Raw genomic sequence first — 16,517 nt, forward strand, 5'->3', positions numbered from 1 at the left:
GTGCACCTGGTTTGGGACCAGGGGGTCGTAGGTTCGAATCCTACTGCTCCGACCACTTAAAATAATATTTTAAGATCGGCGAAGTATCGCATGATAAGCATCATCGGTTAAGCGCCTGTAGCTCAGTTGGATAGAGCATCCGCCTTCTAAGCGGATGGTCACAGGTTCGAATCCTGTCAGGCGCGCCACTCGGTAGCTTGGTACATAGAACTATTTGATGGTGGATGTAGCTCAGTTGGTAGAGCCCTGGATTGTGATTCCAGTTGTCGCGGGTTCGAATCCCGTCATTCACCCCAATTTCGGAGCATAGCACAGCCTGGTAGTGCACCTGGTTTGGGACCAGGGGGTCGTAGGTTCGAATCCTACTGCTCCGACCATATTTAAAAGCGTTCAAGCTTTATAAAATATCCCAAATATTAAAAAGAATTTCTTCTTATCTTATCGATAGAAGGAATTTTTTTGTTTTCTAATTTGAAATTTTAATTCAAATGCATTCCAATATTTGAACTCATATCCTTAATACATATAACCTCTGTTCTCTGTTCTCTGTTCTCTGTTCTCTGTTCTCTGTTCTCTGTTCTCTGTTACTGATATTTTTGTCTTAACTCATCTTTTTCTTTATCTGATAAAAATGCAATTTTAAGTCCATTTTCTTGAGCTGTATAAATTTGCTCAGGGGTTAATCCTGCCAATGGGGCAGCACTTAAATATTCATGTTGTATCTCAATGCCTTCTACCGCAGGGTCATCTGTATTAATCGTTGCAAGCACACCATGTTGTAAAAAAGTCTTTAATGGATGTTGTGCTAGTGAGGGTACTGTGTTGGTTTGAATGTTCGAAGTCAGGCAAGACTCAATACCAATCTCATGTTTAGCTAAATAATCTAAAAGCTTCAAATCTTGAACCGCTTTAACACCATGTCCAATTCGTTCAGCACCTAATTCTTCAATGGCTTGCCAAATACTTTCTGGGCCGGCAGCTTCGCCTGCATGTACCGTAATGTGCCAACCTGCATCACGTGCTTTTTTAAAGTGATCAATAAATAAATTACCCGGAAAACCAAGCTCATCTCCAGCAAGATCCAACGCTTTAATATCATTTTTATGGACAAGTAGAGCATTTAATTCTTTTTCGCAGGCTTCTTGACCAAACGTACGGCTCATAATGCCAATTAAGTTAGCTTTTACCCCGTAAGTCTGACTGCCTTCTTTCACACCAGCAATAACCGCTTCAACGACTCCCTCAAGCGGTAGTTGATGTGTCATTCCCATGTAACCTGGTGAGAAACGAAGTTCTACATAGTCTAGACCTTGTTGTGCAGCATCTTGCATGTTTTCAAATGCAATGCGTTTGCAGGCATCTAAACTGGCTAATACTTTTACGCCCCAATCCAACTTCGATAAAAAACTTAATAAGTCAGGTTGGTTGTCAATCACTTGTACGTGTGGACGTAAAGATTCAATGTCGTAGGCAGGCAAATCTAAATGGTATTGTTGCCCTAATTCTAAAATAGTTTGAATACGGATATTGCCATCGAGGTGGCGGTGTATATCTGTAAGGGGAAGTGTTTTTGTAATCATAGGTTTCTTCTTATCTGTTCGTATCCATTCATCATGCCTGTTTAGGGGCACTGATAAAAGTTTGGATTTGCTATGTTTTTGTGAAAAGGGGGTTAGTTGAGTTTTTTGAACTTAAGATATTGGTTTAAGTTTTAATTTTGATGACATTGTTCTGGCCTAAGAAGATAACGCAGTCTGTGTAAGATACAAGCACTAAGATTTTTATTGTTTTTAATCTCGCTGAGCCTACCTACTGTTGACTCTTTAACAATGGATTGGCTAAAGAATGGTCATTGGTATTTCGTCTGTTACTTGTAAATATGAGTGAAGGCTTGCTAAAGACCAAACTGATAAAGCGATTAATTTATCTGTAGAAATCTATTTCTGGCAAGTAAATGAAAAGAAGAAATAGGAAGCGTTCAAATGAAGTCGGTACTTTGTCATCAAGCAAAATTAGAAGTGGTGGACCAACCGAAATTAACTCCTACAAAAGGACAGGTGTTATTAGAAGTGGTGCGATGCGGGATTTGTGGCTCTGATTTGCATATGCAACATCACTGCGACCACATGCATGATTTAGCCGCACGCGTAGGATTTAACGGTTTAGCAAAATCTACCGATCCATTCGTACTTGGTCATGAGTTTTGTGGCAAAGTTTTGGATTATGGTCCAAAAACTCGTCATAAATTTAAAGCCGATACACTCGTTTGTGCGATGCCTCTTTTGAATGTAGACCAGCATGGTTATTTATCTACAGGGCTTTCGCCAAATGCTTCGGGCGGTTATGCCGAGCAAGTATTGGCTCAATCGAGCTTGATGTTTGAAGTACCCAATGGTCTAGATGCAGATAGTGCGGCCATGACTGAACCTATGGCGGTTGCATTGCATGCTGTTCGCCGTAGTCGTGTTAAAAACAGTGAACCAGCTATTGTGATTGGCTGTGGCCCTGTTGGGTTAGGCGTTATATTAATGCTTAAAGCGGCTGGGGTTAAAACCGTGGTTGCCAGCGACTTTTCGCCAAATCGCCGTAAGCTTGCCGAGCAATGTGGTGCCGATATTGTGGTAGATCCGAAAGAGACATCGCCATTTGCCAACTGGAAAGAGTTTGGTTTGCTTGGCAATGTTTCTGATGCAATTAATATGGGCATGGGACTGTTTGATAAGTTGCAAGCAACACGCTTACCTTGGTGGCATGGATGGCGCATGATTGATAAGTTAGGCGCTCTGCCAAAGCGTCCTGTTATTTTTGAGTGTGTGGGCGTACCGGGTGTTTTACAGCAAATTATTGAAGGTGCACCTTTGTTTTCCCGAATTGTCGGGGTGGGTGTATGCATGCAAAGTGACAAAATAGAACCTGCACTTGCGATTAATAAAGAGTTAGAAATTCAGTTCGTGTTGGGCTATACACCGCTTGAGTTTCGAGATGCCCTGCATATGATTGCAGAAGGTAAAGTGAACTGCTCACCACTGATTACCGGTGTTGTAGGTTTAGAGGGTGTTACGAGTGCATTTGAAGCGTTACGCGACCCTGAACAACATGCCAAAATCTTGATTGACCCGAAACGTAGTGGTTCAGATATTCAATTGATGAGTCATTAATTCAAAGTAAATTACGGTTAATTAAAAAGGTTGTGATCTCATCAATCACAATCTTTTTTTATGAGTATAAATCGCAATATTGGGTGTTCAATAATAGCTATAGAGCTGTGTTACTTTTTAGCTGCTCTAATTCGTGGTGAATCCAGTCAACAAATTTCTGAATGGTCGGTGTGATGTCTTGGCTTGAATGGATGAGGTAGTACTTTCGGCTGCCTTTTAGTTTTTTATTGGAAACAATTACCAGTTCTTTTTTTTGTAGTTCAGACTCAATTAACATTTGTGGAATTAAGGCCATTCCCATGTCATGACTGGCGGCAACTGCAAGCATTGAAAATAACTCATGGCGTTGTCCATCAAAGGGTTTTGGATGTTGCATGTGATGAGTCAGAAACCATTCTTGCCAAATGCTAGGCCGAGTGGTTTGTTGCAGCAGGGGAATTTTTAGTAAATCTTCGGAGCTTAAATCATAGGTATTTTCATTGATCATCACTGCATCTGGAAAATACTTTTCGATCAGCCTTGGGGAGCATACAGGTACAATTTCTTCATCCATTAAATAATGCGCTTGTATGCCGGGCCAGTGGTCAATTTGCTGCTGCGTACCTGCAAAAATAGCAGCGTCAAAAATATTGTCGTTAAATAAAAAGGGCTTGGTACTGGTCTCTAAGTGAACCGTAATTTCAGGGTGTTTTTGATTTAAAAGATGGAGCTTGGGTAATAACCAGCGCGTTGCAAATGTGGGTACCACACCCAATTTTAGCGTACCACCTAAACCCTTATGAGAAATCACATCGGCTGTGCATTTCTCTAAACCTAACAAGTAAGGCTTGATGCTTTTAAAATATTGTTGGCCTGCAATGGTCAGTTCAACGCCATGCCGAGTACGTATGAATAATTCAACACCCAAGAAATCTTCTAGCTGCTGAATTTGGCGAGAGACTGCACTTTGGGTAATACATAACTCTTGCGCAGCATAGGTATAACTTAAATGTTTTGCTGCACTTTCAAAGCAAATCAGGCCCTGAATTGACGGGATACTTCTTCGCATAAATAAAATCCTTTTATTTGTCGTCATATTTCAAAACAGCATATGACCTAAATGCAGATAGCAGAGTTTAGTCTAAAAATAAGCCATTTTTAATGAAATATAATGAATTAAATATCTAAATTTAACGCGACTCATTTTAAATATGCGTAAGTCGCATATCTGCATGAAGATTTATCGTTTGATTACTACATTTTTCACGCATAACATCGAGTTAAATAAAGAAGATCAAATCAAGCAGAGGATGCGATGAATCACATGGTGACAACAAAAAAAGCAAAAGTTCAATTTAACTGGCAAGATCCATTTTTAATTGAGCAACAGCTTACCGAAGATGAGCGCATGATTCGTGATGCGGCTCATGCTTATTGCCAAGAACGCTTGCAACCACGTGTACTTGAACAATTCCGCCATGAAACAACAGATCCGTCTATTTTTCGTGAAATGGGAGAGCTTGGCTTACTGGGTCCAACCATCCCTGAGCAATATGGCGGTGCGGGTTTGAACTATGTGAGTTATGGTTTGGTTGCGCGTGAAATTGAATATGTCGATTCGGGCTATCGCTCTATGGCGAGTGTACAAAGCTCATTGGTGATGGTTCCGATTCATGAATTTGGTACCGAAGAGCAAAAGCAGAAGTACTTACCTAAACTTGCCACTGGTGAATACATTGGCTGTTTTGGTTTGACCGAACCTGACCATGGCTCAGACCCGGGCAGTATGATTACACGTGCTAAAAAAGTTGATGGTGGTTATCGTTTAACTGGCGCAAAAATGTGGATTACCAATAGTCCAATTGCTGATGTATTTGTGGTTTGGGCAAAAGAAGTTTCTGCTGAAGGTAATGTGGGTGATATTCGAGGCTTTATTTTAGAAAAGGGCTGGGAAGGACTATCTGCGCCTGCCATTCATGGCAAGGTCGGTTTACGTGCATCGATTACGGGTGAAATTGTGATGGATAACGTTTTTGTGCCTGAAGAAAATGCATTCCCTGAAGTTCGGGGTTTGCGTGGTCCGTTCACTTGCCTAAATAGTGCCCGCTATGGCATTGCATGGGGCGCAATGGGTGCTGCCGAGTTCTGTTGGCATACCGTACATCGATATACAATGGACCGTAAACAGTTTGGTCGTCCCTTGGCTGCAAATCAGTTGATTCAAAAGAAACTGGCTGACATGCAAACTGAAATTGCATTAGGTTTGCAAATAGCTTTACGTTTTGGCCGTATGAAAGATGAAGGTATTGCGTCAGTTGAAGGCACATCTTTAATTAAGCGTAACAACTGTGGAAAGGCGCTTGATATTGCTCGCATGGCACGTGACATGATGGGTGGAAACGGTATTAGCGATGAGTTTGGTGTGGCACGTCATTTGGTCAATCTTGAAGTTGTGAATACCTACGAGGGTACACATGACGTTCATGCCCTGATTTTAGGCCGTGCGCAAACAGGCATCGCGGCATTTAGTAACTAACTCATTCATTTTTAAAAATAGAGGTGTTCTTTCAAGAGCACCTTTAGGGATTTTTACGCAAAAATTTATGGATAATGACAAGATTCATCGTAAGGATACTCATGTGAAGATGTACCTCTGCGTACTTAAAATTGAATATAAGATAATGAAAAATATAGAAGATTAAGTCATACAGAAAACATAAGTAGGCTATCGATGACTCATTTGGGAAAATGAGGAACTAAAGATGAACAATGACGTTCAAGTAATATCGAAAGAGTTAAGAAATACATTTCCAAGTAACCTTGGAACATATGAAAAGATCGGACCACATACATGGAAATGGGCGTTGTTATTTGCCTATTTTGCGATGGTGGTCGATGGCATTGATATTATGCTGCTGTCTTATAGCTTAACCAGTTTAAAGACAGAGTTTGGTTTAAGTACCTTTCAAGCGGGCGCATTGGGTAGTGCGTCGTTGGCAGGATTGGGCGTTGGCGGTATTTTGGGTGGTTGGGCATGTGACAAGTTTGGTCGTGTACGGACCATTGCCAACTCGGTGACCTTCTTTTCGGTAGCGACTTGTTTATTGGGTTTTACGCAAAGCTTCGAGCAATTTATGGCTTTACGCTTTATTGGTGCTTTAGGAATCGGAGCACTCTATATGGCTTGTAATACCTTAATGGCTGAATATGTGCCGACAACTTACCGTACAACAGTATTGGGCACTTTACAGACTGGCCAAACAGTGGGCTATATTGCTGCGACGCTGTTAGCTGGTGCAATTATTCCCGATCATGGCTGGCGTGTTTTGTTCTTTCTGACCGTGGTGCCTGCTTTTGTTAATATTTTTCTACAACGATTTGTGCCAGAGCCAAAATCTTGGCAGCTCACCAAAATTGAAAGTTTACAAGGCAACAGACAGCCTAAAGAAATTGTGGTGGATGAAAAACCAAAAAGTAGCAGTATCTATAAGCAAATTTTTAATAACTTTAAGCACCGTAAAATGTTTTTGTTGTGGATGACTACAGCATTCTTCTTACAGTTTGGTTATTACGGCATTAACAACTGGATGCCAAGTTATTTAGAAACAGAAGTGCATATGAACTTTAAAAACTTAACCAGTTATATGGTGGGTTCATATACCGCAATGATTCTAGGCAAAATTTTAGCGGGTTATCTTGCTGATAAATTTAACCGCCGTGCTGTTTTCGTGTTTGGAACAATTGCCAGCGCCGTGTTCTTGCCAATTATTATTTTCTTCAATACCCCTGACAATATTTTGTATTTATTGATCACCTTTGGCTTCTTATATGGCATTCCATATGGTGTGAACGCGACGTATATGGCTGAAAGTTTTTCAACTGATGTACGCGGAACAGCCATTGGTGGTGCCTATAACATTGGTCGTGTCGGTGCTGCAATTGCACCAGCAACCATTGGTTTCTTGGCATCGGGCGGTACGTTTACCATGGCCTTTATTGTAATGGGCGCTGCGTATTTTGTTGCGGGTATATTGCCAGGCTTATTTATTAAAGATCGTCAGTACGATCCGCAAAAACAATCATAAACAATGACAAGAAGGTGCGTTGAGTACCTTCTAAAAAGATAAGGGTATCGTTATGGGTGCATTACAAGGAATTCGGGTTTTAGATTTAAGTCGTGTGCTTGCGGGTCCGTGGTGTGGGCAAATCTTGGCAGACCTTGGCGCAGAAGTGATTAAAATTGAACGTCCTCGAGTCGGTGATGACACCCGTATGTGGGGACCACCATGGATGCCCGATCAAGACGGAAACATGACCCGTGAATCTGGTTATTTCCAGTGTACCAACCGCAATAAATATTCTGTTGCGGTGGACATAACCACACCTGAAGGTCAGGCTTTAATTTATGAAATTGCTAAGACTGCCGATGTTGTAATTGAAAACTACAAGACAGGATCTTTGGCTAAATATGGTTTGGACTATGCATCATTAAGTGAGCTGAACCCGAACATTGTGTATTGCTCGATTACTGGGTTTGGGCAAGATGGTCCACGTGCAGAAGAGCCCGGTTATGATTTTATTATTCAGGGTATGTCAGGCTTAATGAGCATTACTGGCGAGCCTGATGACGTAGCAGGCGGTGGTGCGCAAAAGGTTGGTGTGGCCGTGGTAGACATTCAAACTGGATTGTATTCAACCATTGCCATTCAAGCTGCACTGATTGCACGCTCACACACGGGGCGCGGTCAATATATTGATATGTCACTACTTGATGTGCAGGTTGCAGCACTTGCAATTCAGGGAATGAATTATTTAGCTTCGGGTAAAGCACCGCAGCGTATGGGCAATCAACACCCAAGTATTGTGCCGTATCAAACTTTTAAGGCTAAAGATAAAGAATTTATTATTGCTTGTGGTAACGACAAACAGTTTAAAGATTTATGTATTGCGATTGGTTATCCAGAGCTACTCGAAAATGAAAAGTTTGTACGCAATCAAGACCGCGTAAAGTATCGAAATGAACTGATTCCTTTATTGTCAGAGCACTTTTTGCAGAAAACTGCCAAAGAATGGGTTGAGATGATTCATGCTTTAAAAGTACCAGTGGGTGTCATCAACTCAATTGAAGATGCTTTGGCAGAACCACAAATCGTACATCGCAACTTGGTGGTCAATATTCCTCATCGTTTAAATGAAAACTTCCAAACGATTGGCTCACCAATCAAGCTGTCTGATACTCCAGTTGAATATCATCATGCACCGCCAGAGCTTGGTGAACATACTGCTCAAATCTTATCGAGATTTAAAACAGCAGAAGAACTGGCTGCGCTAAAAGAGAAAGGTATTATTGATGGAAAAATTGCTTAAGCTATTGTCGTTTTTAATGTGATTCAATTTAAATAAAAACTGTGATTTGCAATAAATCACAGTTTTTTATTAGAAACTAAGCGTTTTAATATTTAAAAATAAGCGGCAGCTCTGGTCTGAAATCATGAATTATTCCTTGATGTTCATGATCAAAACTAATTTCCATTAAATGCTCCGATCCATTAGTCACTTCAAAATCATCAAGCGAATTGAACAGCAATGAAGTAGGGTGCTTTTCAAGGTTTGGAATAGAAACTTTAATCGCAGTGATTTCTGATAAATCTTTGCTATGAACAAGCGGTTGTTGTTTTTCTTCTGCAGCAAGGTCTGGTCGTGAAGCAAATGAAAGGAAGAACCACATCGGTTCAGATACCACAGAATCTTTGGCAACATTTACTTCTAAGCTGGCTGGTAAATAGCTTGGCTTGTACACCCAGTTAGGAAATTTTGCACCGTTATCATCTTTATTTTTAGGGCGAAAACAAATACCAAAAGGGGACGCGATATTATTTTGAGTACTTAGTCGCTCAAAAAGCAGAGTCGGTTTTGTGAGATCACTTGAGGCTTCTTCGGGGTTATTTAAAAAGATTAATTCGATAAAGCTATTTTTAAAGAAAAAGCGTCTGTTTTCTGTACCTTGACCCGGGTGCTTATTGGATGAACCTTCTGTTAGACCGAATTTTTTTAAAGTTTCAGCTTCGGGAGCGCCTGATTGTACACAAATAAAAATATGGTCCACTTCCATTTTAAGTTCTCATACTAATGTTGATGAATATTAAATAATTGATTAATAGAATTTTTCATGTTTATCGCAAGTGTTTCATCGAAACCATCGACTAAAAAGCGGCTAATTAAGCCTTCAATCACCGTATAGATCAGCTCAGATAAAGCTTCACCATTCGGTACATTGCAGTTTTGCGCAATCAGTACTTTAATCCATTGTTTATGGGCTTTAGAAATAGAAATAATGTCTTGATCATCTTGGTTAGATTCAGCGACTGCTCTTACAAATAAACAGCCTTTAAAAAAATCTTGTCTAAACCAATTGGTGTGCCAATCCAGAATTTTATTGATGGCTTCCAACCCTGTTGCATCTCCCACATAGCCCAAAAGGCTTTGCTTAAACCGTTCATCACGTGCAACGAGTACAGACTTAACCAGTTGATTTTTATTTTTATAGTACGTGTACATGGTGGTTTTAGAGCAGCCAGATTCATCGCGAATCAGGTCAACGCCAACCCCGACAAAACTATTTTCATTAAATAGTTTCTCGGCTGTATCTAATATTTTTAAGGCAGATTTTGACATGTGTCTTTTCCAAAAAATAAAATAGTACAGATCTGTACTATTTGAAATTTTATCTATATGCTTTTTAAAAAGCAAATTTTTGTTTGAGGAAAAAACCATGTTCTCGATCTTTTATGGCAAAGAAAAACTGGCTCCATCGCCCAATAAAGTTGATGTTTTAAGAAGCCTTATTGGAGGTACGCTCAGTATTTTTATACTTCTGTGGTTGAGTAAGCTCACACACAATATCTTTATCATGGCGCCGTTTGGTGCGACCTGTGTATTACTCTATACCGTGTCTCAGTCACCTTTGGCACAGCCGAGAAATATCATATTTGGGCATCTTATCTCGGCTTTTGTGGGCTTATTTTTTCTAAAATTTGTCGGTGTTTCTATTTTTACAATTGCTTTATCAGTGGGCTGTGCTATTGCACTCATGCAGATTTTTAAGTGCGTTCATCCACCAGCGGGTGCCAATCCTTTAGTTATTTTGCTCACCGCGAGCAGCATTCACTACGAATGGAGTTTCTTAATTTTTCCTGTTTTGGTCGGTGCAGTGTCTTTGGTTTTGGTGGCGATGCTAATTAACAATATTAAAGCGAGTACCAAGTGGCCGATGTATGGCTTAGGAATTTTAAATAGTAAAAAGTAGGGAAGGTATGAAGTGTTTTGAGCTGAAAAATAATAAAAGTATTCACTACCTGCATAGTGAATACTTTTGAGTGAAATTATGACTTTTTAGAAATACGCTCTTCGATGGCGAATTTGAGTAAAGAAGCACTGCGGTAAAAACCATGTGCGAACTTTCCAAATGGCATGGTAATAAAGAAGGTCATCACCGTAGCTAAATGGAAAATCAGTAAAAGTGCCATGTAAGGGGTATTACGAAATGCCATGAGGGCTAACCCCGAAGCACTAACGATAAGTAGAAGGAAAATAAAGCCTCGATCTACAGGTTTTTGCTCGCGGTCACCATGTAATGGATGGCGTTTAAGATTTAAATACAGCAAGCCAGATGGCCCAACCACTAGGCCAAGTCCACCCAAAGTACCCAAAATCACAGGTAAGCTAAAAATAGGGTAAGGCGCATGTAGGTTAAGGAAATAGTGATATAAAGTCGCTACGCCTGTGGCTGCAAAGCAAAGCATAAAGCCATAAAAAGTCAGGTGATGGAACACGCGACGGATTTGTGTGTAACGGTCATCTTGCTCATTACAGCCTTTGCCATGCCCACCATCTAAATATTTAAGCGTTAATACATTTTGGGTGGCTTGCACAAGGTCTGGTTTCTCAACTTTGCCATGAATGACTTTAGACGTTTCTCGCCAGAATTTACTAATTCCTATGCCGAGCAGAACAATCGCAACTGTAAAGGTCGCTCCAAAAAGTAGAGCTAAAAAGTTATGCGGGAAAATCGCATAGAAATTACCTTGATAGCCTGCAAACAGGTCTGTGCCTTTGTACCACACCACAGCTAACATACATAAAAAGAAAATAAGTGTTAATGCCGAGACAAAAGGAATCCCGACAGACTTATAAAGTCGGCCTAAAGGCTGAGGGGTCGCAAACTCTTGATAAGTTTCTAAACGTACTTGTGCCATCGCTTGTGGAATATTTACACCAAACTCATGCGGTGGGGCATATTGGCAAGCATGTAAACATGCACCGCAGTTATGGCACAAGTTTGCGAGGTAATGAATATCGGCTTGATTGAACTCAAGGCGCTTAGTCATCGCCGCAAATACAGCACAAAATGACTCGCAGTAGCGACAAGCATTACAAATCTGTAGCGCTCTTTGAACTTCCTGCTCATGGTCAGAGAGCTGAACAACTGGAATTAGGGCTTTAGTACTAGCATTCATGTTCAACTCCTTGTGAAAGTGCATAGTGGGCTGCATTTTTTCCGGCAATGCGTCCAAAGGTCGTTCCAATCGACATGCCAACGCCTGCGGTATAACCCTGACCGAGTACGTTACCTGCCATCATTTCACCAGCGACAAACAAGTTGCGGCTGGCTTTATTGTTAAAACGTACCGCAGCATCGTCTTCGACTTTTAAACCTAAATAGGTAAAGGTAATACCGGGTTTGAGGGCATAGGCATAGAAGGGTGGTTGATCAAGCGGAACTGCCCAGTGGGTTTTGTTGGGCACAATATTTTGGGTGGTGCAGTCATCTAAAACCGTATGGTTAAAGGTACCTTGCACGCAAGATTGGTTAAACTCTTCTACGGTGTGGCATAAGGTTTTTGCGTCTAGACCGATTTTTTCGGCTAACTCTTGAATGCTATTTGCTTTTACGCCCGCAAACACAGGTGGCATAAAGCGACCAATGGCTTTTGAGTCGATAATGGAATAGGCAATTTGCTGTGGTTGTTTGGCAACCAGACGGCCCCAAATCGCATAACGTTTTGGCCAGAAGTCTTCGCCCTCATCGTAAAAACGTTCGGCTTTGTTATTGACCACAATTCCCAGTGAAACGCAGTCAATACGGGTGCAGATACCGCCGTCATATAGCGGTGCTCGTGCATCTACAGCGACGCAGTGGGATTGAGATGGGTCACCAATAATATCGGCGCCTTGATCTATCATAAATTTGAGTAAGTTGCCTTGATTAAAGCGAGTACCACGAATAATGAAATTATCGGCAGGCCATTCGCCGTTTTCATTTTGTCCCCATGCTTCTCTTAGCCATTCCAGATTTGACTCAAAACCACCTGCGGCCAATACACAGCTTTTTGCTTTAAACACACGACCATCTTCAGCAATTGCGGCTTCAAAATGTCCTTGGTTTAACTTTAGATCTTTAATTTTTGTGTTGTATAAAATCTCGATGCCAAGTGCTTGAGCACTACGGTAATACGCATTCATAAGGGCTTTACCACCACCCATAAAAAACGCATTGGTACGTGCAACATGCAAAGCACCCGATAGTGGCGGCTGAAAATTCACACCATGTTTACGCATCCAGTCACGGCAGGTTGCTGTGCTACGAATGACCAGACGGGCTAAGTGCTCATTGGTTTTTCCGGCAGTTACTTTAAGTAGGTCTTGCCAATATTCTTCTTCTGGGTAGGCATCGACCAATACATCTTGAGGAGCATCATGCATGCAGCGAAGGTTACGAGTGTGTTGTGAGTTACCACCACGCCATTCTTTAGGTGCTGCTTCTATGACAAGCACAGACGCGCCACTTTCTTTTGCTGTGAGCGCGGCACACAGTGCGGCATTCCCACCACCAATTACAATCACATCATGCATGGATTTCTCCCTTTCTCAGCTAGGGCTAATGTAGCTTTAAAAGAGAGGATGGAGTGAGAGGCTGGGCTTGAATGGGTGTTTAGTAAAAATAAACACTAATGGCTTAAGTGTTTATGAGTTTCGCACCGGGCCAACGCTTTTCATTAATCAGGTTGGTCACACAAGCACGAATCACCACTTTCGTGGCTAAGGTGGCAGGCGAGAGCTCTTCTTCAGACAGACTAATTAAATAGTTAATGCGTTCAATGGCAGGTTCTACAACGCGTAGCAAACATAGGTCTTGCCGTGAGTTTAATGATGCACCCGCAGGTTGGATGGTTGCCATTTCCAGTTGGCTAATGCTTTCCATTAGCAAATGTAGCCCATCAATTTCATAGGCCACTTTAAGCTGATGAATTTTTTGTTCGAGCAACAAACGCAGCCCATGTCGTTGGCTCGGTAAAATCAGTGGAAGTTCTTTTAGTTGTGGATGGGTAATGGTTTGAGTGTCGATACAGCTTTCAAGGTGGTACTGGCTCAGCACTTCTTTAGGCGAAATTAAAAACATCTGTTCTTTGACTAAAGGCTGTATCGCCCACTGAGGGTCTACATCGTCACTAAAGATGATTGCAACATCGAGCTGTCTTGCATTAACCAAGGCTTTGAGATCACCCGATAAGCCTTCAATTAAACGTACTTTAATGTCGGGGTAACGATTTCTCATGAGTTTTAAAAAATGCGTACCAATAACCGCTGCAACACTCGGAGAAAATCCAACGGTGACATGTCCACTTAAACGTGAAGAATGAGCAGAATCTACGGCATGATCTAGATGCCTAAGCGCCAGTTGAACCTGTTGAAAAAAAGCTAAACCCGCAGGGGTAGGAACTGTACCCAAAGCGGTACGTTGTAAAAGGCGAATAGAAAGTTCGCTTTCTAATTTTGAGATTTGCTGACTTAATGCAGACGTTCCAATATCGAGATTTTTTGCAGCTTTACCCAAGCTTCCTGACTCGATCACTGCAATAAAATACTTTAATTGTTTGAGTTCCACGGCAAATACTACATTGACCTTTATTGATTATTCTACACTGGTTTATTGCTATACATTTTGTTCTATTACGCTGAGTAAACCACCAACAGAGTAAAGGCAATATCACCTCAAGATGTTGCCTTTTAGAGCTTTTATTGTTTAACCTGCTCAAGACCCTGTTCTTCAATAATTTGTGTTGCTTGTGGCGATTTCACAAACTTGATGAGTTCTTTTGCAACTTTTTCATGTTCAGAGTTTTTACCAATACCCGCTGCAAACACGGTGACTTTCTGATAAGGCGCAGGAATTGGACCCACTAAATCAACCTGACCATATTGACCAGTAAAAGGTTTGATTTCGCTAATTTGTTGGAAACCAATATCAAACTGACCTTCAGCAATACGCTTTGCAACACGATCACCTACTACTTTTTCAGCTTTACCAGAAATCACTTTGTATTCCACAGGCGGGAAGCTTGGGAAAACATCTTTTTCAAGATGCGTGCCGCTTGCACTTGCGGAATAGCCGATGTGCTTGGCATTTAATAAAACCTTTTCGAATTTTGCAGCAGAACTAATGTCTGGTTTTGGCGCACCTTTAGGTACAGCCATACCAATGCTTGAATTGACTAAAGCACTTTGCGAATTTGGATCTACATAACCCTTTTCTGCGAGTTTGTTTAGTTCAGGAGCCGCTAACACTACGACATCAAAATGTTCACCACGATCGAGTCGATTTGGGATTGCAGTTGGCGATGCGCCCATGGATGAACCAGACGAGAGATGAACGTTATGGCCAGTTTGCTTTTCAAATATTGGAATGAGTTTTTCCATAGATGAATAAAAACCGCCTGAGCTAATCACTTCGAGTGTATCTGCGTTAGCAAGGGTCGAGCCTAAGCCTGCACCAGCTAGGCAAATGGTCATGAAGATAGGGGACTTTTTCATAGTATCTCGCTTTAATGATAGGAGAGCACAGTACGGCTGCAACATGCGCCGTACTGTTCATTAAAATTTCAGGTTAAGTTGTTGTTTTAAGCGCTAACCTTCACAGGTTCAGCAATTGCGTCAGTATTTTTCTGTTTAGAACCACGGCATAGATATAAGCTTGAGATCAGGCTACATACCGCTGCTAACATCAGCCAGAATGCTGGTGTACTTGCGTTACCGGTGTGTTCAACTAGATATGTACATGCAATTGGAGTCATGCCACCAAAAATAGCTGCTGCAAGACTAAAAGCTAAAGAGAAGCCGACTGTACGTACACGTTTTGGCATCACTTCGGCAAGCGTTGCGACCATGGTTCCGTTGTACAGACCAAAGAAGAACGAGAAGTAAGCAAGCGTAATCAAAAGGTTGGTGAAACTAATGTCACTCACCAACCAGCTTAAAACTGGATAAGTTGTAAAGATGGCAAGTGTCGTAATGCCGACTAAAACAGGACGACGACCAATTTTGTCTGAAAGTAAGCCACCCATTGGCAACCAGAAGAAATTCGACAAACCAACAAACACAGTCGCTAAAAGGCTATCTGTTACCGACATTTCTAAAGTACGTTTTGCATACACTGTGGTGTAAACCGTAATGAAGTAGAACGTTGTTGTGGTCATGGCACTCATCATCATGCCCGCAAGTACGATGCGCCAGTTGCTCGCAAGCGTGCTGAAAATTTCTTTGGTTGATGGATGAGTTTTTTGAGCTTTAAAGTCTTCAGTTTCCTCTAAAGTACGGCGGAACAAGAAGATTAAAGGAATAATTAAACAACCAATTAAGAACGGAATACGCCAGCCCCATTCACCCACTTGAGCATGAGTTAAAATGGTGTTGAGCCAGTAGCCAAGTAATGCTGCAAACACAACCGCAATTTGTTGGCTGCCAGACTGCCAGCTTGTAATAAATCCACGGTTTTTATCTGTTGCAATTTCAGCTAGATAAATCGATACACCGCCAGATTCAACACCTGCCGAGAAGCCTTGTAATAGACGCCCGATGACCACCAAAATTGGCGCAATAATACCAATGGTTTCATAACCCGGTACAAAGGTAATTAAGATGGTTCCGATTGCCATAAGGCTCAAGGTAACAATAAGACCTTTACGTCGACCAACTCTGTCGACATAAGCGCCCAAGAAAATAGCGCCGAGAGGACGCATAAGAAAGCCCGCAGCAAACACGGTAAACGTCATCATTAAAGAGACATATTCATTTTCAGAGTGGAAAAATTTTGCTGCGATATAAGTGGCATAGAAACCAAAAAGAAAAAAATCGTACTGTTCTAAAAAGTTGCCACTCGTTACATTTAATATTTTTTTAAAAGTAGCCCTACGGTTATTCACGACATCCATTGGAGACCTCCTTGGCCTGATAAAATGGAAACATTCACGATCTTCAATAGAGGGCCTTAAATCGACTCATTCAATAAACCTAAATAGCAAATGGGTTAGAGATGAGATTTAA

The 16,517-nt window shown here is 41.4% G+C and carries 14 protein-coding genes and 3 tRNA genes; 8 read left to right on the forward strand and 9 right to left on the reverse strand.

The window, feature by feature from the left end; genetic code table 11:
* The first annotated feature begins 111 nt into the window (after positions 1–111).
* The 3 genes from RMB03_RS03730 (at position 112) to RMB03_RS03740 (ending at position 377) form a co-directional block, all read left to right on the forward strand.
* Positions 112–188, forward strand: a tRNA-Arg gene (locus tag RMB03_RS03730).
* Positions 189–220: 32 nt separating this feature from the next.
* A tRNA-His gene (locus RMB03_RS03735) sits at positions 221–296 on the forward strand.
* A 4-nt stretch (positions 297–300) separates the two neighbouring features.
* A tRNA-Pro gene (locus tag RMB03_RS03740) sits at positions 301–377 on the forward strand.
* Positions 378–584: 207 nt separating this feature from the next.
* Here the strand turns inward: RMB03_RS03740 and add are convergent.
* Complete coding sequence (gene add / locus RMB03_RS03745; RefSeq protein WP_311073983.1) at positions 585–1,580, reverse strand: adenosine deaminase; 996 nt, start codon at positions 1,578–1,580, stop codon at positions 585–587.
* Between the two features lie 402 nt (positions 1,581–1,982).
* Between add and RMB03_RS03750 the strand changes: the two genes are divergently transcribed.
* On the forward strand, positions 1,983–3,158 hold the full coding sequence (locus tag RMB03_RS03750) for a zinc-binding dehydrogenase (RefSeq protein ID WP_311073985.1): 1,176 nt from the start codon (positions 1,983–1,985) through the stop codon (positions 3,156–3,158).
* Positions 3,159–3,255: 97 nt separating this feature from the next.
* Here the strand turns inward: RMB03_RS03750 and RMB03_RS03755 are convergent, their stop codons facing one another.
* Positions 3,256–4,206 (reverse strand): LysR substrate-binding domain-containing protein, encoded by a 951-nt coding sequence (locus tag RMB03_RS03755; protein ID WP_205469841.1) that lies wholly within the window; start codon positions 4,204–4,206, stop codon positions 3,256–3,258.
* A 246-nt stretch (positions 4,207–4,452) separates the two neighbouring features.
* Between RMB03_RS03755 and RMB03_RS03760 the strand changes: the two genes are divergently transcribed.
* The 3 genes from RMB03_RS03760 (at position 4,453) to RMB03_RS03770 (ending at position 8,504) form a co-directional block, all read left to right on the forward strand.
* Positions 4,453–5,673, forward strand: a complete 1,221-nt coding sequence (locus tag RMB03_RS03760; RefSeq protein ID WP_311073988.1) for an acyl-CoA dehydrogenase — start codon at positions 4,453–4,455, stop codon at positions 5,671–5,673.
* A 226-nt stretch (positions 5,674–5,899) separates the two neighbouring features.
* The gene (locus RMB03_RS03765; RefSeq protein ID WP_311073990.1) at positions 5,900–7,222 is read left to right on the forward strand and encodes an MFS transporter; all 1,323 of its coding nucleotides are present in this window, start codon (positions 5,900–5,902) and stop codon (positions 7,220–7,222) included.
* 52 nt (positions 7,223–7,274) lie between these two features.
* Positions 7,275–8,504: a CaiB/BaiF CoA-transferase family protein gene (locus RMB03_RS03770; RefSeq protein ID WP_311073992.1), complete on the forward strand. Its 1,230-nt coding sequence runs from the start codon at positions 7,275–7,277 to the stop codon at positions 8,502–8,504.
* A gap of 85 nt (positions 8,505–8,589) precedes the next feature.
* On the opposite strand, the gene RMB03_RS03775 is transcribed toward RMB03_RS03770, so the two are convergent.
* Together RMB03_RS03775 and RMB03_RS03780 are read right to left on the reverse strand one after the other, a co-directional pair.
* Positions 8,590–9,249, reverse strand: a complete 660-nt coding sequence (locus tag RMB03_RS03775) for a VOC family protein (RefSeq protein WP_311073994.1) — start codon at positions 9,247–9,249, stop codon at positions 8,590–8,592.
* A gap of 14 nt (positions 9,250–9,263) precedes the next feature.
* Positions 9,264–9,812, reverse strand: coding sequence for a TetR/AcrR family transcriptional regulator (locus RMB03_RS03780; protein ID WP_005071185.1), 549 nt, complete (start codon positions 9,810–9,812; stop codon positions 9,264–9,266).
* Between the two features lie 97 nt (positions 9,813–9,909).
* Between RMB03_RS03780 and RMB03_RS03785 the strand changes: the two genes are divergently transcribed.
* The gene (locus RMB03_RS03785; protein WP_311073996.1) at positions 9,910–10,443 is read left to right on the forward strand and encodes an HPP family protein; all 534 of its coding nucleotides are present in this window, start codon (positions 9,910–9,912) and stop codon (positions 10,441–10,443) included.
* A gap of 76 nt (positions 10,444–10,519) precedes the next feature.
* On the opposite strand, the gene tcuB is transcribed toward RMB03_RS03785, so the two are convergent.
* The 5 genes from tcuB to RMB03_RS03810 all read right to left on the reverse strand — a co-directional run bounded on the left by tcuB (position 10,520) and on the right by RMB03_RS03810 (position 16,405).
* The gene (gene tcuB, locus RMB03_RS03790) at positions 10,520–11,653 is read right to left on the reverse strand and encodes a tricarballylate utilization 4Fe-4S protein TcuB (RefSeq protein WP_311073998.1); all 1,134 of its coding nucleotides are present in this window, start codon (positions 11,651–11,653) and stop codon (positions 10,520–10,522) included.
* Positions 11,643–13,049: an FAD-dependent tricarballylate dehydrogenase TcuA gene (tcuA, locus tag RMB03_RS03795; protein WP_311074000.1), complete on the reverse strand. Its 1,407-nt coding sequence runs from the start codon at positions 13,047–13,049 to the stop codon at positions 11,643–11,645. Before tcuA ends, tcuB begins: the two co-directional genes overlap by 11 nt.
* A gap of 103 nt (positions 13,050–13,152) precedes the next feature.
* Positions 13,153–14,082 carry a LysR substrate-binding domain-containing protein gene (locus RMB03_RS03800; protein ID WP_311074002.1) on the reverse strand — a complete coding sequence of 310 codons (930 nt, stop codon included), beginning with the start codon at positions 14,080–14,082 and terminating at the stop codon, positions 13,153–13,155.
* A 131-nt stretch (positions 14,083–14,213) separates the two neighbouring features.
* Positions 14,214–15,008, reverse strand: a complete 795-nt coding sequence (locus RMB03_RS03805) for a substrate-binding domain-containing protein (protein ID WP_017392363.1) — start codon at positions 15,006–15,008, stop codon at positions 14,214–14,216.
* An 86-nt stretch (positions 15,009–15,094) separates the two neighbouring features.
* Positions 15,095–16,405 carry an MFS transporter gene (locus RMB03_RS03810; protein ID WP_311074008.1) on the reverse strand — a complete coding sequence of 437 codons (1,311 nt, stop codon included), beginning with the start codon at positions 16,403–16,405 and terminating at the stop codon, positions 15,095–15,097.
* Between the last annotated feature and the right edge of the window lie 112 nt (positions 16,406–16,517).

The sequence above is a fragment of the Acinetobacter sp. V91_7 genome (assembly GCF_031799075.1).
Taxonomy (GTDB): domain Bacteria; phylum Pseudomonadota; class Gammaproteobacteria; order Pseudomonadales; family Moraxellaceae; genus Acinetobacter; species Acinetobacter calcoaceticus.